Raw genomic sequence first — 18,698 nt, forward strand, 5'->3', positions numbered from 1 at the left:
GATGCCCCGGGCCGGTGGCGCTTCCTATGATCGATGGCAGAGACCGGCATTGGGCCCGGTCGCGCAGGAGACACGACGCATGACCGCCATCGACGACCGCACCCCGATCATCGTGGGTGTGGGTGAGATCACCCACCGCAACAAGGAACCCGAGGCCGGGCTCGAGCCGATTGAGCTCATGGCGCGCGCGCTGCGCGCGGCCGAAGAGGACGCCGGTGCCGCGCTGCTGGCCGACATCGATTCGCTCGACATCGTCTGCGAATACTCCTGGCCCTACACCGACGCGACCGCGCTGCTGGGCGAACGGCTCGGCCACCTGCCGGCGCGCCGCGTCTACGGCGAGGCCGGCGGCGAGTCGCCGGTGCGCTTCATCCACGAGGCCGCGCTGCGCATCGCGCGCGGCGAGAGCCGGATCGCGGCCATCACCGGCGCCGAATCGCGCTACACCGTCGACGCCGCGGCCAAGCGCGGCATCGACCTGGGCTGGACGCCCAGGGACGACACGGTGAAGCTGGTGCGCGGCACCGACCTGTGCCACCCGGTGGCGGTGAAGCATGGCGCCGCGATGCCGATCACGATCTACCCGCTCTACGAGAACGCCGCGCTGGCGCACTGGGGCCAGACCCCGCGCGAGGCGCAGCAGGAATCGGCCGCGCTCTGGTCGCGCTATTCGGAAGTGGCCGCGGCGAATCCGCATGCCTGGCTGCGCCAGGGCTTCAGCGCCGAGGAGGTGGCGGAGCCACGCGCCGCCAACCGGCTGATCGCCTGGCCCTACACCAAGCACATGGTGGCCAACCCGGTGGTCAACATGGGTGCGGGCGTGCTGCTGACCAGCGTGGGCCATGCGCGCGCGCTGGGCATCGCGCCCGAGAAATGGGTCTACGTGTGGGATGGTGCCGCGGCGCGCGAGCCGCGCGACTACCTGCAGCGCGACCAGTTCCACCGCTCGCATGCGCAGGACCTGGTGATGGAGACCGTGCTCGCGCAGGTGGGCGGCGATGCGTCGGCCTTCGAGATGCTCGAGCTCTACAGCTGCTTCCCCATCGTGCCCAAGATGGCGCGCCGCACGCTGGGCCTGGCGCCCGACGCGCAGATGACCTCGACCGGCGGCCTGAGCTTCTTCGGCGCGCCGCTCAACGACTACATGACGCACGCGGCCGCGGGCCTGGTGCGCGCGCTGCGCAACGCACCGGGCAAGACCGCGCTGCTCTACGGCCAGGGCGAGTACGTGACCAAGCACCATGCGCTGGTGCTGGGTTCGAGCCCGCCGCCGAACGGCCTGCCCCCGGCCGACTACAGCGTGCAGGCCGCGGCCGATGCGCGGCGCGGCCCGGTGCCGGCCTTCGTCGAAAGCTACAACGGCAGCGCCACGCTCGAGACCTTCACCATCATTTACGGCCGTGACGGCCTGCCCACGCACGGCATCGTGATCGCGCGCACGCCGGCCGGCGAACGGCTGATGGCGCGCGTCGAGCCCGACGATGCAGCGGCGCTGGCGGTGCTCACCGATCTCGACCGTTCCCCGGTGGGCAGCACCGGCCACGTCACGGCAGGCACCGACAGCCTGCGCTGGAGCCTCGCATGAGCACCGAACAAAAGAACGACGCGGTGCGCGTCGAGAAACTCCCGGGCCACATCGCGGTCGTCACCATCGACCGGCCCGAGGCGCGCAATGCCGTCAACGGCGCGGTCGCGGCCGGCCTCGAGGCCGCGGTCGACGCGACCGAGGCCGACGACGACATCTGGGTCGTGGTGCTGACCGGCGCGGGCCCGGACGCCTTCTGCGCGGGCGCCGACCTCAAGGAAGTGTCGGCCGGCCGCGGCAGCGCGCTGAGCACCGAGCGTGGCGGCTTCGCGGGCTTCGTCTACCGCGAGCGCAGCAAGCCCTGGATCGCGGCCGTCAACGGCAAGGCACTCGCGGGCGGCACCGAACTCACGCTGGCCTGCGACCTGGTGGTCGCGGCCGAGCATGCGGCCTTCGGCCTGCCCGAAGTGCTGCGCGGCCTGATCGCCGCGGCGGGCGGGCTGTACCGGCTGCCGCGCGCCATCCCGCCCAACATCGCGCTGGAACTGATCCTGACCGCCGGCCAGCTCGACGCGCAGCGCGCACATCAGCTGGGCTGGGTCAACCGCGTGGTGCCGGCCGCGGAGCTGCGCGACGCGGCGCTGGCGCTGGCGGCCCAGATCACGCGCAACGCGCCCACGGCCGTGCGCGAGAGCCTGCAGGTGGCACGCATGGCCAACGAGCTCGACGAGGCCGCGCTGCGCACGCTGACCCGCGCGGCCTTCCAGCGCGTGGCGGCCAGCGAGGATTTCCGCGAAGGCCCGCGGGCCTTCATCGAGAAACGGGCGCCGCAGTGGACCGGCCGTTGAACCGGGACCCGCGATGAACGCCACCGACGACATCCAGCTCGACCGCAGCCACGCCGGCATCGCGGTCGTCACGCTGAACCGCCCCGAGCGCCTCAACGCGCTGAGCCAGATGACGGTGCGCCGCCTGTGCGCATTGCTCGATGCCCTGGCGACCGACGACGCCGTGCGCGTGGTCGTGCTCACCGGCGCGGGTCGCGGCTTCTGCGCGGGCTGGGACCTGGCCAGCCCACTGACCGATGCCACCGGCGCGGAACGGGCAGGGCCACCCACGGTGGCCGACTACTGCACCGGCCAGGAACTGTTCGCGGGCATGGTGCGCCGGCTGCGGTCGCTGGGCAAGGTGGTGATCGCGGCGGTCAACGGCGTGGCCGTGGGCGCGGGCTTCGCGCTCACGCTGGGCGCGGACATGCGCATCGCGAGCCGCGCCGCGTCCTTCCACGTCGGCGCGGTGCGCATTGGCCTCACGGCCGGCGAATGCGGCATCAGCTACCACCTGCCGCGGCTGATCGGCGCGTCGCGCGCCTTCGAAGTCATGCTGACCGGCCGGCCGATCCCGGCCGAGGAGGCCGAGCGCATCGGGCTGGTCTCCAGGCTGGTCGACGATGCCGCCGAACTGCTTCCTCAAGCGATGGCGCTGGCCGAACAGGTGCTGCGCAACAGCCCTTACGCCACGCGTCACACCAAGCAGATCATGTGGGCCAACCTCGATGCGGGCGGGCTCGACGCCGCGATCGAGCTCGAGAACCGTGCCCAGGTGCTGGCACTCATGACCGAGGATTTCAAGGAGGCTTCGGCGGCCTTCGTGCAGAAGCGGGCGCCGGTGTTCAGCGGGCGCTGAAGGCGAGGGCGGCGGCATGCTGCGACAATCGCCGCCCTCAGCCGCAACGCCCGAATCATGAAGCTGGTCATCGTCGTCCTCGAAGGGGTGCAGTCGCTCGACGTCGCGGCGCCGATGGACGTGTTCACCGAAGCCAACCAATACCTCGCGGCCGACCGGCAGTACGAGATCACGCTGGTGGGCCTGCAGGCCGGCACCGTGCGCTGCGCGAACGGCATGGAGCTGCATGTCGCCACCGACTACCTCCACTACACCGCGCAGCCCGACCTGCTGCTGGTGGCCGGCGGGCCGAAGCTGCCGGACCGGGATGTGTTCCCCGCGAGCTTCCTCGACTGGCTGAGCGCCAAGGCCGAGGGGGCGCTGCGCTACGGCTCGGTGTGCAACGGCGCCTTTCCTTTGGGCCACGCCGGCCTGCTCAATGGCAAGCAGGTCACGGCGCACTGGCATGACGTGGACCGGCTCATCGCGCGCTTTCCCAGGGCGCGCGTCAGGCCCGACAAGATCTTCATGCGCGACGGCCGGCTGTTCACCTCGGCCGGCGTGACGGCCGGCGTCGACCTGTGCCTGGCCCTGGTCGCCGAGGACTGGGGCCACGAGCTGGCCCTGCGCATCGCCAAGCGGCTGATCGTCTACATCCGGCGCGACGGCGGGCAGTCGCAGTACAGCCCCTATCTGGCGGTCGGCCCCAAGGAGGAGACCGTGGTGGCGAAGGTGCTGCGCCATGTGACGGAGCACCTGAGCGAGCCGCTGTCCATCGAGCAACTGGCCGATGCGGTGGCGGTCAGCCGGCGCACCTTCTCGCGCGTCTTCGCCAAGGATGCCGGCATGACGCCATCGGCCTTCGTGGCGCAGGTGCGCCTCGACTCCTGCCGCAAGCTGCTGGAGGAGACCGACCTGCCGCTCAAGACCGTGGCTTTCCGCTGCGGCTTCCACAACGCGAACCAGATGCGCACCGTGTTCGCGAAGCGGCTCGACACCACGCCGCGGGACTATCGCCAGCGCTTCCGTGACGCGGCGCCGGCAGTGGCCGGAAACCAGCCTTCATTGGCCTGAAGCCAGCCGCCACCGCGGGCTCGGCGCAGGGGGCCGGCCATAGACTTTTTCTCCTGCGGATCCATCGCAGCCCTTCAGGAGAAATCATCAACACCACGCACATGCCGAGCCCCGCGCAAGACCCGCGGCAGGCCTCCCTCCGGCACCTTCCGGTCAATCTCTTCGCCTCCGTCATGGGCATCGCGGGCCTGGCCGCGGCCTGGGGCCAGGTCAGCCACCGGTTCGGCGCCAGCCCGCGGGTCCACCAGACCCTCGGCGGCATCGCCGTCGCGCTGTTCGTCGTGCTGTGCCTTGCCTACGCCGCCAAGGCCCTGCGCTTTCCGCAGGCCGTGCGCGACGAGTTCAGGCACCCCATCGCGGGCAACTTCTTCGGCACCATCGCCATCGCCACGCTGCTCATCTCTTCGGTGATCGCGCCCCTCGGCGCGCTGGCGTCGCAGCTCCTGTGGAGCCTCGGGGCGGCGATGACGATCGCGCTGTGCTTCGCGATCGTCAGCCGCATGCTGCGGGGCAAGGTCGATGCCGGCCATGCCGTGCCGGCCTGGCTGATCCCGGGCGTGGCCACGCTCGACATCACGGTCGCCGGCGGCGCGCTGCCGATGGTCTGGGCCCGGGAGCTCAACCTGTTCTCGATGGCGGTCGGCACCATGGTCGCGCTGGTGTTCTTCACGATGATCGTCTCGCGCCTGATCCACCATCACGAGAAGCTCGCCAGCGAGATGGTGCCCTCGCTGATGATCCTGGTCGCGCCCTTCGCGGTCGGCTTCCTCGCGTACACCAGCTTCTTCCAGCGCGTCGATGCCTTCGCCGCCACGCTGTTCTATTTCGGCCTGTTCGTGTTCGTCGTGCTGGTGGTGAAGGTGTTCAGCCGCGGCGTGCCCTTCGGGGCCGGATGGTGGGCCTTGAGCTTTCCGATCGCGGCGCTCAGCAATGCGGCGCTGCGCTATGCGGCCGAGGTCGACCTGGGGATGGTGACGGCGCTGGCCTTCGCGCTGCTGGCCTTCCTGAGCGGCCTGATCGCGGTGCTCACGGTCCGCACGCTGCAGTTCCTGGCCAGCGGCGAACTGCTGCGGCCCAAGGCGCAGCCGAAGGCGGCCCTCGTGCCCACGGCGGAAGCGCCGCGCTCGGGCTGGGACGAGGTCGGCAATTGCAGCGGGCTGGACCGCATCAGGGCGGCGTAGGCGGCGAGCTGCGACGAGCCCTCAACGGCGCCCGATCAGCGCCTCGATCTCCCGGATCACCGCTTCCTTCTCGCGGTTGTAGACCTGCGGGTCAACGGGGTCGATGGCGTGCGCCCGGTCCTTGGCCGCTTCGTACTTCAGCCGCAGGTCGGGCCGGCTGTCCAGCATGGCCATGAAGGCCAGCGAATCCGCGTGCACCGGATCGCCGCGGTGGCAGATGTGCACGTTGACGTTGAAGCGCCGGCCGGCGAGCACCACCGAGGCGCAGACATAGGGCTTCTCGTCGGTGTCGACCCAGACCGGCCGGCGGTGGAAGCCCAGGCCTTCAAAGGCGGGATGCTCGGCGCGCAGGTCCGGCCGTGTGGTGATCGCCACCGCATCGATCATGGGTTTGCCGCGCAGGCCCACGATCGCCGTGCTGCCGATGTGCACCAGTTCCACGCCCGCTAGGGCCGCGTGCACCTCGTCGCGCACCCGGGCAAAGACCTGGGAATAGATGGGGTCGTAGGCCACGATGTGGCGGTGCTGCAGTCCTTCGTCGAAGCGTTCGAGTTCCATCGTGCGTCCTTTCGATCCGGGCGGATTCGCGCCGCCGCACGGCGTGCGCGCTCGGCGCCGGCCGGACAGGACTCTACAAAAACGCCGTCAGAAGCGTGCCTATACGCGACCGGCTTACTCGAATTCCGCATGAGCAGGCGCGCAATGCTTCTTTCACGCGCGACATGCCCGCTTCAATACTGCGGCCCGGCATGCCTTCGCGTTCCAGCCATGGGACGGGGGAGCGGCTTCTTCTCCACATCTCCTGTTCACCGAGGCTTCACTTGATTCGTCACACCCTGCTCGCAATGATGTTGGCTGCCGGCCTGATGCCGGCCGTCGTGGCCCAGGCCGAAACCGTGCGCTGGGCGCGCAGCGCCGACCCGGCCACGCTCGATCCCCATGCGGTGAACACCGGCACCAACTTCAACCTGCTGCACCAGGTCTACGAACCGCTGATCATCCGGCTGCCCGACGGCAAGCTGCAGGGCGCCATCGCCACCTCGTGGGGGCTCACCGACGACCCCAGCGTCTGGGAGTTCAAGCTGCGCCCCGGCGTGAAGTTCCACGACGGTTCGCTGCTCACGGCCGACGACGTGGTGTTCTCGCTCAAGCGGGCCCAGGCGCCGACCTCGCAGCTGAAGTCGCTGCTGTCCTCGGTCGACACCATCACCAAGGTCGATGCGCTCACGGTGCGGGTCAAAACCAAGGGCCCGAACCTGATCTTCGCCAACAACCTGAGCAACATCTTCATCCTGAGCGAGGCCTGGGCCAAGGCCAACAAATCGGAGACCGCGCAGGACGTGGCCAGCAAGACCGAGAACTTCGCCACCCGCAACGAGAACGGCACCGGGCCGTACACGCTGGTCTCGCGCGAGGTCGACAGCCGCACCGTGCTCAAGCAGTTTCCGCAGTACTGGGGCCGGGGCCAGTTCCCGCTCGAGGTGACCGAACTGGTCTACCTGCCGATCAAGTCGCCCGCGACCCGCGTCGCGGCCCTGCTTTCGGGCGAGGTCGACTTCCTGCAGGACCTGCCGGCGCAGGACGTGGCCCGGCTCAAGGCCGACAAGAGCCTGCGCGTGACCGAAGGGCCGGAAAACCGCTCGATCTTCCTGGGCCTCAACGTGGGCGCCAAGGAGCTCAAGTATTCGGACGTGAAGGGCAAGAACCCGCTGGCCGATCCCAGGGTGCGCGAGGCCATCGGCCTGGCCATCGATCGCGATGCGATCAAGACCGCGGTGATGCGCGGCCTGTCGATTCCCTCGAACATCATCGCGCCGCGCTTCGTCAACGGCTACGAGAAGGCCTTCGCGGCCTACCCGAAGGCCAATGTCGCGCAGGCCAAGAAGCTGCTGGCGGAGGCGGGCTATCCCAACGGCTTCGGCATCACCCTGCACACGCCGAACGACCGCTATGTCAACGACGAGGCGATCAGCACCGCGGTCTCGGGCTTCCTGGGCCGCATCGGCATCAAGACCACGGTGGCCGCGCGCCCCATCGCGCTGCACAGCACGGCCATCAACCAGGCCGACACCGACTTCTACCTGTTCGGCTGGGGCGTGCCCACCTACGATTCGGCCTACATCTTCGATTACCTGGTCCACACCCGCGGCAAGGACGGCCGCGGCCCGACCAATGCCACCGGCTACAGCAATGCCGACATCGACGCGAAGATCGTCTCGCTCGCCTCCGAGAGCGACAAGGCCAAGCGCGACGCGACCATCCAGAGCATCTGGCAGACGGTGCAGGCCGAGCGCTTCTACATCGCGCTGCACGACCAGGTGCTGAACTACGCGTCGAACCCCAGACTCGACATCCCGGTGAGCCCGGAAAACATACCCTTCTTCAAGTTCGTGAAGGTGGCGAAGAAGTAGGCGTCGCATGCTGGTCCATCTGCTGCGCCGGCTCGGCCAGTCCGTGCTGGTGCTGCTGGCCGTCTCGCTGATCTCCTTTCTTGTCTTCCGGCACATCGGCGATCCGACGATCAGCCTGCTGGGCGAGGACGCCACGCTCGAGGAGCGCGCCGAACTCACGGCCCGGCTGGGCTTCGACCGGCCGGTGCCGGTGCAGTACCTGCGCTACCTCGGCGAGGTGCTGCAGGGCGACCTGGGCGTCTCGTACCGCTTCAAGCGCCCGGTCGCGGAGCTGATCGCCGAGCGCCTGCCGGCCACGCTGGAACTGGCGCTGGTCGCCGCGGTCTTCGCGATCGTGGGCGGCATCGCCCTGGGCGTGTACACCGCGATCCATCGCGACGGCGCGCTGAGCCGCGCGATCATGACGGTGTCGCTGGTGGGCGTTTCGCTGCCCACCTTCCTGATCGGCATCGGGCTGATCTACCTGTTCGCGGTCGAGCTGCGCTGGCTGCCGTCCTTCGGCCGCGGCGAGACGGTGAAGATCGGCGCCTGGAGCACCGGGCTGCTCACGGCCTCGGGCTGGAGCGCGCTGCTGCTGCCGGCCTTCACGCTGGGTTTCTACAAGCTCACGCTGATCATGCGGCTGGTGCGCGCCGAGATGCTGGAGGTGCTGCGCTCGGACTACATCCGCTTCGGCCGGGCGCGCGGCCTGCGCACGCGCGACCTGCACTACGGCCATGCCTTGCGCAACACGCTGATCCCCGTGATCACCATCACCGGGCTGCAGATCGGCTCGCTCATCGCCTTCGCCATCGTCACCGAGACGGTGTTCCAGTGGCCGGGCGTGGGCCTGCTGTTCATCTCTTCGATCCAGGGCGTGGACGTGCCGGTGGTCGCGGCCTACCTGCTGCTGATCGCGCTGCTCTATGTGCTGATCAACGGGGTGGTGGACCTGCTGTATGTCGCTGTGGACCCGCGCCTGCGCGTCGCCTGATTGCTTCCGTTCACCATGTTCTTTTCCCGAACTTCCACGGCCGCCGCGGCCCCGCGCCGGCGCTGGCGCCAATCCGATTCGCCGGTGCTGCGCGCCTTCGCGCGCTCGCGCACCGTGCAGGTGGCGGCCGTGCTGCTGCTGCTGATCGCCATCGCCTCGCTGTTCGCGCCGCTGATCGCGCGGCAGGACCCCTTCGACCCGGCCCACCTCGACCTCATCGATGCCTTCACGCCCCCGTGGCAGCAGGGCATCACGGGTGCCTTCTATCCGCTGGGCGCCGACGACCAGGGCCGCGACGTCTTCTCGGCCATCCTCTACGGCCTGCGCATGTCGCTGCTGGTGGGGGTGTCCGCGGTGGCACTGTCGCTGGCCATCGGCGTGCCGCTGGGCCTGGCCGCAGGCTATGCGGGCGGCTGGTTCGACACGCTGGTGATGCGGGTGGCCGATGTGCAGCTGACCTTCCCGGTGCTGCTGGTGGCACTCTTGATCTTCGGCATCGCGCGCGGCCTGCTGCCCGAGGGCTACCGCGACGACATGGCGGTGTACGTGATCGTCGCGGCGATCGGACTCTCTGACTGGGTGCAGTACGCGCGCACGGTGCGCGGCGCGGTGCTGGTCGAGAAGCACAAGGACTATGTGGCGGCCGCGCGCATCATCGGCCGCTCGCCCGGCGGGATCCTGCTGCACCACATCCTGCCAAACCTGCTGGCGCCGGTGCTGGTCATCGCGGCCATCAGCTTCGCGCTGGCCATCGTGGCCGAGTCCACGCTCTCCTACCTGGGCGTCGGGCTGCCGCCCACCCAGCCCTCGCTGGGCACGCTGATCCGCATCGGCCAGGGCTTCCTGTTCTCCGGCGAATGGTGGATCCTGCTGTTCCCGGGGCTGGTGCTGCTGGCCCTGGCGCTGTCCGTCAACCTGGTCGCCGACTGGCTGCGCGACGCGCTCAACCCCAAACTCCAATGACCGTGCAAAGAGAGCAGGGCGCCGTGCTGCGCGTGCGCGACCTGAGCGTCGAATTCGACACCCACCGCGGCGTGGTGCGGGTGCTCGACGGCGTCTCCTTCGACATTGCGCCGGGCGAGATCCTGGGCGTGGTGGGCGAGTCGGGCGCGGGCAAGTCCATGACCGGCGCGGCCGTCATCGGCCTGATCGAGCCGCCGGGGCGCATCGCGTCCGGCACGGTCGAGCTCCACGGCGAGCGCATCGACACGCTGCGCGGCGAGGACCTGCGGCGCATCCGCGGACGCCGCATCGGCAGCGTGTTTCAGGACCCGCTGACCAGCCTGAACCCCGTGTACCCGATCGGCCGGCATCTGGTGGAGACCATCCGCACCCACCTGCCGGTGAGCGAGCAGGAGGCCTTCCGCCGCGCGCTGGCACTGCTGGCCGATGTCGAGATCCCCGACCCGGAGCTGCGCATCCGCCAGTACCCACACCAGTTCTCCGGCGGCATGCGCCAGCGCGTGGCGATCGCGCTGGCCTTGTGTGCCGAACCCCAGCTGCTGATCGCCGACGAGCCCACGACCGCGCTTGATGTGTCGGTGCAGGCGCAGGTGATCCGCGTGTTCCGCCGGGTCTGCCGCGAGCGCGGCACGGCCGCCATGCTGATCACGCACGACATGGGCGTGATCGCCGAAGCCGCCGACCGCGTGATGGTGATGTACCGCGGCCGCGTGCTCGAGACCGGCCCGGTGCGCGAGGTGCTGGACACGCCGCGCGAGCCCTACACGCGCGCGCTGATGGCGGCGATCCCGTCGGTGCACCGGCGCATCGGCCGCTTGCCGGTACCGGAGATCGGTGCAGACGACGCGCTGCCGGTCCCCGCGGCCGCGCGCCCGGCCAGGGCCACCGACGCATCGGCCGCGCCGCTGATCCAGGTGCAGGGCCTCACGCGCGAGTTCGACCTCTCGGCCGGCTGGCTGGTGCGCACGCTGGCGCGCCAGCCGCGCAAGGTGTTGCGTGCGGCCGAGGACGTGCAGTTCGACATCGCGCGCGGCAGCACCTTCGGACTGGTCGGCGAGTCGGGCTCGGGCAAGTCGACCGTGGCCCGGATGATCGCCGGCCTGACGAAGCCGACCGCCGGGCGCGTGCTCTTCGACGGCGTCGACCGCTGGGGCGGTACGCACGAGACGGCCGCGCTGCGGCGCCGCTTCCAGATGATCTTCCAGGACCCCTATGCGAGCCTGAACCCGCGCTGGCGGGTGGACCAACTGATCGCCGAACCGGTCGAGGTGCTCGGCCTGGCGGGCAGTGCGGACGAGACCGAGGCACGCGTGGCCGACGCCCTGCGCCGGGTGCGCATGTCGCCCGACGACGGGCGCAAGTACCCGCACCAGTTCTCGGGCGGGCAGCGCCAGCGCATCGCCATCGCGCGCGCGCTGGCCAGCCAGCCCGAGTTCATCGTCTGCGACGAACCCACCTCGTCGCTCGACGTCTCGGTGCAGGCGCAGGTGCTCAACCTGATGCGCGACCTGCAGGAGGAATTCGGGCTCACCTACCTGTTGATCAGCCACAACCTGGCGGTGATCCGCCACATGTGCGACCGCATCGGCGTGATGCAGCGCGGCCGGCTGGTGGAGCAGGGCGCGGCCGAGGCCGTGCTGGACGCGCCGGCGCACGCCTACACCCGCGAACTGATGGCCGCGGTGCCGGACCATCGGGCGCGGCGGGTCTAGAGGATCGGCTTCACTCCAGGGTGAAGCCGATCTTCAGGCTGACCTGCCAATGCGCCACCTTGCCCTCGACCACGTGGCCGCGGGTCTCGGTGACCGTGAACCACTGGATGTTGCGCACGGTCTCGTGGGCCTTGGCGATGGCGGTCTGCACTGCGTCCTCGATGCTGGTGGGCGAGGAGCCGGTCAGCTCGAGGGACTTGTAGACGTGGTTGGACATGGGATGTCTCCTGGTGGGCTCGATGAAAAAGAACACGCGCCTGCATGCTCCACCCGCGGGCGGGTTCAGGCAAGCACATCCAGCGCGACGTGCGAGGCGAAGCGCGCCGGGTCGGTGCTCTTCTTGAGGATGCCGGCGTTGTGGAAGTCCTGGGCAAAGACCTGAACCTCGTCGCGCAGCGCCTTGCCGGCCGGATGGTGCTTGTAGGTGAGCTGGGCCAGCAGCTTCTGCAGGTCCGCCACGGGCACGGCGGGCGCGTACTTGGCGTAGATCTTCGCGGCTTCGTTGGGGTTCTCGCTCACATAGTCCGAGGCCTGCGCCAGCGCGCGCACGACCGCGGCCGCGCGCGCCTTGTCCTGGCGCGCGAACTGTCCGCGCGCGCCGACGATGCAGCACAGGCGCTCGGCGTACTCGCCCTTGGCGCTGTTGGCCACTTCGGTGAACAGGCCGGGGTTGCGCTTCTCGATCAGGTAGACGTTCGGGTCGCCGTCGGCGATGGCCTGCACCTCGCCCTTCCTCACGGCCACGTCGAGCAGGTCGGCCGGGTAGACGCGCCACTCGACGTCCTTCTCGATGTCGATGCCCTTCTTGGCCAGGTGGATCGAATAGAACTGCTTGGCGGGGCTGTTGAGGTCGGACACCCCGATGGTCTTGCCCTTGAGGCTCGCCAGGTCGACGGTGACGCCGGAGGCCTTGGCACCGATCAGGCGCAGGCAGCCGCCGTGCACGCTGCCCACGATCTTGACGTCGAAGCCGGCCTCGAGCGGCTTGACCCAGCGGTGGATCAGCCCGACGCCGACGTCCGCCTTGCCCGTGGCCAGCGCTTCGAGCAGCTGGTCGGAGGAGCCGGCCCAGTTCAGCAACTCCACATCGAGACCGTTCTTCTCGAACAGGCCGCGTTCCAGCGCGACCGGCACCGGTGCCAGGCAGAAGCCGGCCTGGCTCCAGGCGAAGGTCAGCTTCTTCGGTTGCGAGAGCGCCGGGGTGCCGAGCAGGCTCGTGGTGCCGACCACGGCGGCCGCAGCACCGGCGCGCAGGACGTCGCGGCGCGACGCGCCGGATGGATGAAAGGTATCAGGGAGGAGGGCGGACATGAGAGCCTCTGGTGGGACGAGGCCGCCAAATTAACAACGCGGGCGCTGCGCGCCAAGGAATGAAAAACGTTATGGATATGCGTTGTGCAGCCCGCCGACCGAAGCACCGCTACCGGATGTCCTCGATGCGCACGCCGAGGCGTTGGGCATAGAGCGCGAGCGCGCGCTCGAAGGCCGTGCGCGCGCGGCAGCGCTCGTAGAAGGCCTGGACCCGCGGGTGCGGTGCCAGCAGATCGGAATGGCGGATGCCGCGCAGCACGCTGGCCATCATCAGGTCGGCCACGGTGAACCCGGTGCCGGCGAGCCAGTCGCGGCCTTGCAGGTGCCGATCGAGTTCGCCCAGCCAGCGGCCGGCGAGCTGCGGCAGTTCGGCGTGCAGCCGGGGGGCGGCCTTGTCGCTGTCGAACATCCCGATCAGGTCCATGCAGACCAGCGTGGTGCCCACGGTGGCGACGGCGGCGAAGCACCACTGGACGACGCGCGTGCGCCCCTGGAGGTCGCCGGGGATCAGCCTGCCGGACTTCTCGGCCAGGTAGAGCGCGATGGCCGCCGATTCGGCCACCACGAAACCGTCGTCGTCGATCACCGGCGCCTGGCGGAAGGGGCTGATCCGGCGGTAGGCGTCGCCGTCGAGCTCGCCGCCGGTGTGGTCGAGCGCGTGGACGCGGTAGGGCAGGCCGGTCTCCTCGAGCGCCCACTGCACCCAGAGGTCCTTGGTCTCGCCATGGCCCTCGGGAAAGATGCGGCCGAATCCGTAGAGCGTGATCATGCTGTGGACCTCCTGCGGCGATCGGTTCGCCGGCACCAGGGCAGCGTACACGTCGGCGCCCACCGCCACAACCACTGTTGCGGCGCAGGCGAGGGCGGCGCCAGGCGCCACGCCCCGTGCATCACGGAACCACATGAAACGTATATAATTCGCATACGTTTCATATAGAGGTGGCCGATGGGTATCGTCAAGATTTCAGACCTGATGCACGAGAACCTGCGGGTCGCGGGCAATGCACTCAGCAGGTCCATCAACGCACAGGCGGAGCACTGGATGCGCGTCGGCATGCTGACCGAGATGCATCCGGAGCTGGACCACCGGGAGATCTGCCAGCTGCTGATCCGGGCCGAGCTCGCGGGCGGGCTGGACATCACGATGGCGGCGACGCCCTCGGCCGGCAAACCGGTCGCGGCGCGCGCCGGCAAGCACTGATGGCGCGCACCGTTCCCATCCACGGCGCCGAAGGCCTCGCGATGTCGCGCCGGGCCGCGGGCCTGGCCGCCGAGGTGCTGGCCATGATCGAGCCCCATGTGGTGCCGGGCGTGAGCACCGAGGCGCTCGACTGGATCTGCCACGAGCACATCGTCAAGGTCCAGGGCGCGATTCCGGCCAACGTGGGCTACCAGGGCTATCCCAAGACCATCCTCACCTCCGTCAACCAGGTGGTGTGCCACGGCATTCCCTCGCCCGACAAGATCCTCAAGAAGGGCGACATCGTCAACATCGACGTGGCGGTGATCAAGGACGGCTGGTTCGGCGACACCAGCCGGATGTTCTTCGTCGGCGAACCCGGCGTGCTGGCGCGGCGCCTGGTGGAGACCACCTACGAAGCGCTGCGGGCCGGCATCCGGCAGGTCCGGCCGGGCGCGACGCTGGGCGACATCGGCCATGCGATCCAGTCGGTCGCGCAGCGCGAGCATTTCAGCGTGGTGCGCGAATACTGCGGGCACGGCATCGGCCAGATCTACCACGACGAGCCCAACGTGCTGCACTACGGCCGGCGCGGCGAGGGCCTGAAGCTCGAAGCGGGGATGGTCTTCACCATCGAGCCGATGCTCAACGCCGGCCAGGCCGGCACGCGGCAACTGCCCGACGGGTGGACCGTGGTCACGAAGGACCGGTCGCTGTCCGCCCAGTGGGAGCACATGGTGGCCGTCACGCCCGAAGGCTACGAGGTGCTCACGGCCTGGCCGGGCGGCACCGGCGCCTACCCGCCGATCTGAGGCTCAGCGCATGGCCTGCAGCCGGAGGATCTCCTGCTGCAGCAGCGCGATGAAATGGCCCTTGAGCGCGGCGTCGGCGTGCGCGGGCAGCGTCAGGGTCGCCTCCACGTTGTTCAACAGCTGGTCGCCTTTCTCCGACAGGCGCAGCGAGCGCGCATCGAGTCGCGCCAGCGCGATGTGGACCGGCGCCTCCATCAGGTCCTTGCTGTGCAGCGCCTGGGCGGTCAGCGCGAGGCCGTAAGGGCCGCCGAACAGCGGGAAATCCACCAGCGCGAACTGCAGCGCTTCCGCATTCGGGATCTGGAACTTGTCGATCACCTTGCCGAGCTTCTTGGCCAGCTTGGGGTTGGCCGGGTCCAGCAGCGTGTCGACTGCGCCGTGGTCGGCGATCAGGCCGCCGAGGGTCCAGCTGCGCTCCGGGGCCTGGCGCTGGCTCTGGTGCTGCGCGTGGTAGTCCAGCACCGTCCGGACCACCGAGGTCAGCAGCACGTCGAGCCGGCTGGTCAGGGCGGCCTCCGGGCGCTCGGCCAGCGCGCTCCAGTCCTTCCAGGCCTTGTAGCGCGCGAGCAGCAGCGCGACGAAGGCGCCGGCGTCGTCGGCGCGCGCGGGCAGGGCGTGGCCCTCGGCCGGCGGCGGCGCGGACGAGAGCACCGTGAAATCGTCCTGCACGTAGATCGCCTGGTCGCTCAGCAGCAGGCCCTGCGCGGTGCGGCGGCCGCTCAGCCGGTTCATCGCGTGGTAGCCGACGAAGAGCAGCGGGATCTCGTCGCCGATCCAGGGCTTGGGGCCGAACATCTGCTCGACCGCCTGGGCGAAGACCTGCGCCGCATCCTCATGGTCCGGGTGATCGGCCTGGTCGGGCAGGAACAGGAAGGCCGAGAGATCGGCATTCGAGGGCCTGCGCACCGCCTGCTCGACGGCCGCCCGCAGGGCGGCGCCGTGGCGCGCGGGCTCGGCCGGCAGGGTGGCCAGATGGTCGTTGAAGGACGAATAGACGAATGCCATGGGGGAATGTCTCCGGTGGGCCGATGGAAAGCGTGGACTCGGGGCCATCTTAGGGGAGGGCGCGCCCGGGCCCTTCGCCCCGCAACTTCGTCGCTTTCGACGATGCAAGCCGCGCCACCGTGGCGCCAAGATGCCTTCCATACCAACAGGCCGCCCGCGGGGGCCACAGGAGACATCAAACATGGCAGGTCCGCTCCAGGGGCTTCGGGTGATCGAGATGGCCGGCATCGGCCCGGGTCCGTTCTGCGCGATGCTGTTCGCCGACATGGGCGCCGAGGTGATCCGCATCACGCGGCCCGGCACGGCCGCCGACCCGAACGACATCCTCACGCGCAGCCGCGGCACGGTGGCCATCGACCTGCGCGCCGAGGGCGCGGCGCAGCAGGTGCTGGACATCGTGGCCGGCGCCGACGTGCTGATCGAGGGTTTCCGCCCCGGCGTGATGGAGCGCCTGGGGCTCGGGCCCGAGGCCTGCCACGCGCGCAACCCGCGGCTGGTCTACGGCCGCATGACGGGCTGGGGCCAGCACGGGCCGCTGGCGCAGGCCGCGGGGCACGACATCAACTACATCGCGATCAGCGGCGCGCTGCACGCCATCGGCCGCTCGGGCGAGGCGCCGGTGGCGCCGCTCAACTACGTGGGCGACTTCGGCGGCGGCGCGATGCTGCTGGCCGTCGGCGTGCTGAGCGCGCTCTACGAATCGCAGCGCTCGGGCCGCGGCCAGGTGATCGATGCCGCCATGACCGACGGCGCGGCGCTGCTCTCGGCCATGTTCTACGGCTTCAAGGCGGCGGGCCAGTGGAGCAACCAGCGCGGCGAGAACCTGCTCGACGGCGGCGCGCACTTCTACGACACCTATGCCTGTGCCGACGGCAAGTATGTGGCGGTCGGCGCCATCGAGCCGCAGTTCTACGCCTTGCTGCGCGAGCGCTGCGGCATCGCCGACGACCCGGCCTTCGACGCCCAGATGGACGCGGCCCGCTGGCCGCTGCTCAAGCTGCGCATGGCCGACATGTTCCGCACCCGCACGCGCGACGAATGGTGCGTGCTGCTCGAGGGCAGCGACGCCTGCTTCGCGCCGGTGCTCGACTGGGACGAGGCGCCCGCGCATGCGCACAACGTGGCGCGCGGCACCTTCGTCGACGTGGGCGGCGTCGCGCACCCGGCCCCCGCGCCGCGCTTCAGCCGCACGCCGCCGGCCACGCCCCGCGCCGCGGGCGACACCGGCCTCGAGGACGGTGCCGCGCTGCTGCGCCGCTGGGCCGAAGACCGTCGCCCGTCTGCGACCTGAGGGCGCCTGGACATGAATCTCTACCTGACGCAGGCCCTGCACCGCGCGGTGCAGCTCCGACCCGAGGCCACGGCCACGCTGTTCCAGGGCCGCAGCCGTACCTACGGCGAACTGGGCTACCGCGTGGCCCGCCTGGCGGGCGCGCTGCAGCGCCTGGGCCTGCAGGCCGGTGACCGCGTGGGCATGCTCGCGCTCAACTCGGACCGCACGCTCGAGTACTACCTGGCCGTGTGGTGGGCCGGCGGCGTGGTCAACCCGGTCAACACGCGCTGGAGCGCGACCGAGATGGTGCATTCGCTGGACGACTGCGGCACTGCGATCCTGTGCGCCGACGACGCCTTCGTGCCCCTGCTCGGCAGCTTGCGCGCGCAATCGAAGGCGCTGCGGACCTGCATCTACATGGGCGAGGGCACGGCGCCCGAAGGCCTGCACGACTGGGAAACCCTGCTGCGCGAGAGCGAAGCGGTGCCCGATGCGCTGCGCAACGGCGAGGACCTGGCGGGCGTGTTCTACACCGGCGGCACCACGGGCCGGCCCAAGGGTGTGATGCTCAGCCATTCGGCGCTGGCGCTGAACTCGCAGATCTCGCTGCTCGGCGCTTACTTCGATGAGAGCGCACGGCTCTTGCAGGTGGCGCCGCTGTTCCACCTGGCCGGGCTGTCCTTCCTGCTGCGCGGCGTGGTCGCGGGCTGCACACAGGTCATCGTGCCGGGCTTCTCGGTCGACGCCATGCTGGCCGCCATCGCGCGCGACCGCAGCTCGCACCTGATGGCGGTGCCCGCGATGCTGCAGGTGCTGGTGGACGACCCGCGCACCGCCCAGGCCGACCTGTCGAGCGTGCAGTTCGTGGGTTACGGCGCCTCGCCGATCACCGAGGCGCTGCTCGAACGCGCCTTCGCGATGTTCCCGCAGGCCGAGTTCGCGCAGGGCTACGGCATGACCGAGCTCTCGGCCGGCGTGAGCTACCTCACGAGCCGCTACCACACGCCCGAGGGCCGCAAGCTGGGCAAGCTGTCGTCGGCGGGCCAGGCGCTCGCGGGCGTCGACCTGCGCATCGGCGACGCCGACGGCCGCGAGCTGCCGCGCGGCGAGGTCGGCGAACTGATGGTGCGCAGCCCCTGCGTGATGCAGGGCTACTGGAACCTGCCCGCGCAGACCGCCGCCGCGCTGCGCGACGGCTGGATGCACACCGGCGACGCCGGCCGCATGGATGCGCAGGGTTTCGTCTTCATCGTCGACCGCTTCAAGGACATGATCGTGAGTGGCGGCGAGAACGTCTACTGCGCCGAGGTCGAGGGCGCGCTCGCGGGCCACCCCGGCGTGGCGGCGGTGGCAGTGATCGGCGTGCCCAGTGCGACCTGGGGCGAGGGCGTGCACGCGGTGGTGGTGCGCAAGCCCGGCGCCAGCGACGAGGCCGAGGCGCTGATCGCCCACTGTCGCACGCTGATCGCGGGCTACAAGTGCCCGCGCAGCATCGAGTTCGTCGATGCGCTGCCGATCTCGGGCGCGGGCAAGGTCATGAAGTACAAGTTGCGCGAGCCGCATTGGGCCGGGCACGACCGAAGAGTCGGCTGACGCACCCGTAGAAACACAAC

Annotated in this window: 18 protein-coding genes; 13 read left to right on the top strand and 5 right to left on the bottom strand. The window is 70.0% G+C overall.

What is annotated here, in order from left to right; translation table 11 throughout:
- Positions 1–79: 79 nt before the first annotated feature.
- The 5 genes from K0H49_RS21865 (at position 80) to K0H49_RS21885 (ending at position 5,445) form a co-directional block, all read left to right on the top strand.
- On the top strand, positions 80–1,585 hold the full coding sequence (locus K0H49_RS21865) for an acetyl-CoA acetyltransferase (RefSeq protein ID WP_219216974.1): 1,506 nt from the start codon (positions 80–82) through the stop codon (positions 1,583–1,585).
- Positions 1,582–2,373: an enoyl-CoA hydratase-related protein gene (locus K0H49_RS21870; protein ID WP_219216976.1), complete on the top strand. Its 792-nt coding sequence runs from the start codon at positions 1,582–1,584 to the stop codon at positions 2,371–2,373. The genes K0H49_RS21865 and K0H49_RS21870 overlap by 4 nt, the downstream gene beginning before the upstream one ends.
- A 13-nt stretch (positions 2,374–2,386) precedes the next feature.
- The gene (locus K0H49_RS21875) at positions 2,387–3,211 is read left to right on the top strand and encodes an enoyl-CoA hydratase/isomerase family protein (protein WP_219216977.1); all 825 of its coding nucleotides are present in this window, start codon (positions 2,387–2,389) and stop codon (positions 3,209–3,211) included.
- A gap of 57 nt (positions 3,212–3,268) precedes the next feature.
- Positions 3,269–4,264: a GlxA family transcriptional regulator gene (locus tag K0H49_RS21880; RefSeq protein ID WP_219216979.1), complete on the top strand. Its 996-nt coding sequence runs from the start codon at positions 3,269–3,271 to the stop codon at positions 4,262–4,264.
- A gap of 101 nt (positions 4,265–4,365) precedes the next feature.
- Positions 4,366–5,445 carry an SLAC1 anion channel family protein gene (locus K0H49_RS21885; protein WP_219216980.1) on the top strand — a complete coding sequence of 360 codons (1,080 nt, stop codon included), beginning with the start codon at positions 4,366–4,368 and terminating at the stop codon, positions 5,443–5,445.
- Positions 5,446–5,466: 21 nt separating this feature from the next.
- On the opposite strand, the gene K0H49_RS21890 is transcribed toward K0H49_RS21885, so the two are convergent.
- Complete coding sequence (locus K0H49_RS21890) at positions 5,467–6,003, bottom strand: GrpB family protein (RefSeq protein WP_219216982.1); 537 nt, start codon at positions 6,001–6,003, stop codon at positions 5,467–5,469.
- 263 nt (positions 6,004–6,266) lie between these two features.
- Here K0H49_RS21890 and K0H49_RS21895 point away from each other — a divergent pair, with 263 nt between their 5' ends.
- Genes K0H49_RS21895 through K0H49_RS21910 form a run of 4 tightly spaced genes read left to right on the top strand, consistent with a single transcriptional unit; the run spans position 6,267 to position 11,504 of the window.
- A complete protein-coding gene (locus K0H49_RS21895) occupies positions 6,267–7,856 on the top strand; it encodes an ABC transporter substrate-binding protein (protein WP_219216984.1) in 1,590 nt (529 codons plus the stop codon).
- 7 nt (positions 7,857–7,863) lie between these two features.
- Positions 7,864–8,829 carry an ABC transporter permease gene (locus K0H49_RS21900; RefSeq protein ID WP_219216993.1) on the top strand — a complete coding sequence of 322 codons (966 nt, stop codon included), beginning with the start codon at positions 7,864–7,866 and terminating at the stop codon, positions 8,827–8,829.
- Positions 8,830–8,844: 15 nt separating this feature from the next.
- Positions 8,845–9,792, top strand: a complete 948-nt coding sequence (locus K0H49_RS21905) for an ABC transporter permease (protein ID WP_219216995.1) — start codon at positions 8,845–8,847, stop codon at positions 9,790–9,792.
- Positions 9,789–11,504, top strand: coding sequence for a dipeptide ABC transporter ATP-binding protein (locus K0H49_RS21910; protein ID WP_219216998.1), 1,716 nt, complete (start codon positions 9,789–9,791; stop codon positions 11,502–11,504). The genes K0H49_RS21905 and K0H49_RS21910 overlap by 4 nt, the downstream gene beginning before the upstream one ends.
- Before the next feature lie 10 nt (positions 11,505–11,514).
- On the opposite strand, the gene K0H49_RS21915 is transcribed toward K0H49_RS21910, so the two are convergent.
- From K0H49_RS21915 to K0H49_RS21925, 3 genes are all read right to left on the bottom strand, one after another.
- Positions 11,515–11,721, bottom strand: coding sequence for a dodecin (locus tag K0H49_RS21915; protein ID WP_219217000.1), 207 nt, complete (start codon positions 11,719–11,721; stop codon positions 11,515–11,517).
- Positions 11,722–11,786: 65 nt separating this feature from the next.
- Entirely contained in the window at positions 11,787–12,815 is a 1,029-nt protein-coding gene (locus K0H49_RS21920) for an ABC transporter substrate-binding protein (protein WP_219217002.1), read from the bottom strand.
- A gap of 109 nt (positions 12,816–12,924) precedes the next feature.
- Positions 12,925–13,584 (bottom strand): glutathione S-transferase family protein, encoded by a 660-nt coding sequence (locus tag K0H49_RS21925; protein WP_219217004.1) that lies wholly within the window; start codon positions 13,582–13,584, stop codon positions 12,925–12,927.
- Between the two features lie 177 nt (positions 13,585–13,761).
- Between K0H49_RS21925 and K0H49_RS21930 the strand changes: the two genes are divergently transcribed.
- Together K0H49_RS21930 and map are read left to right on the top strand one after the other, a co-directional pair.
- Positions 13,762–14,016 (top strand): ParD-like family protein, encoded by a 255-nt coding sequence (locus tag K0H49_RS21930; protein ID WP_219217006.1) that lies wholly within the window; start codon positions 13,762–13,764, stop codon positions 14,014–14,016.
- Positions 14,016–14,807 (top strand): type I methionyl aminopeptidase, encoded by a 792-nt coding sequence (map, locus tag K0H49_RS21935; RefSeq protein ID WP_219217008.1) that lies wholly within the window; start codon positions 14,016–14,018, stop codon positions 14,805–14,807. The genes K0H49_RS21930 and map overlap by 1 nt, the downstream gene beginning before the upstream one ends.
- Positions 14,808–14,810: 3 nt before the next feature.
- On the opposite strand, the gene K0H49_RS21940 is transcribed toward map, so the two are convergent.
- A complete protein-coding gene (locus K0H49_RS21940) occupies positions 14,811–15,812 on the bottom strand; it encodes a hypothetical protein (RefSeq protein WP_219217010.1) in 1,002 nt (333 codons plus the stop codon).
- Positions 15,813–15,993: 181 nt separating this feature from the next.
- On the opposite strand from K0H49_RS21940, the gene K0H49_RS21945 reads away from it, so the two are divergent.
- Positions 15,994–17,103, top strand: coding sequence for a CaiB/BaiF CoA transferase family protein (locus K0H49_RS21945; RefSeq protein WP_219217012.1), 1,110 nt, complete (start codon positions 15,994–15,996; stop codon positions 17,101–17,103).
- Positions 17,104–17,115: 12 nt separating this feature from the next.
- Entirely contained in the window at positions 17,116–18,678 is a 1,563-nt protein-coding gene (locus K0H49_RS21950) for a long-chain-fatty-acid--CoA ligase (protein WP_219217015.1), read from the top strand.
- Positions 18,679–18,698 lie beyond the last annotated feature (20 nt).

Origin of the sequence: Variovorax boronicumulans, assembly GCF_019352895.1 — a bacterium.
GTDB lineage: Bacteria > Pseudomonadota > Gammaproteobacteria > Burkholderiales > Burkholderiaceae_C > Variovorax > Variovorax boronicumulans_A.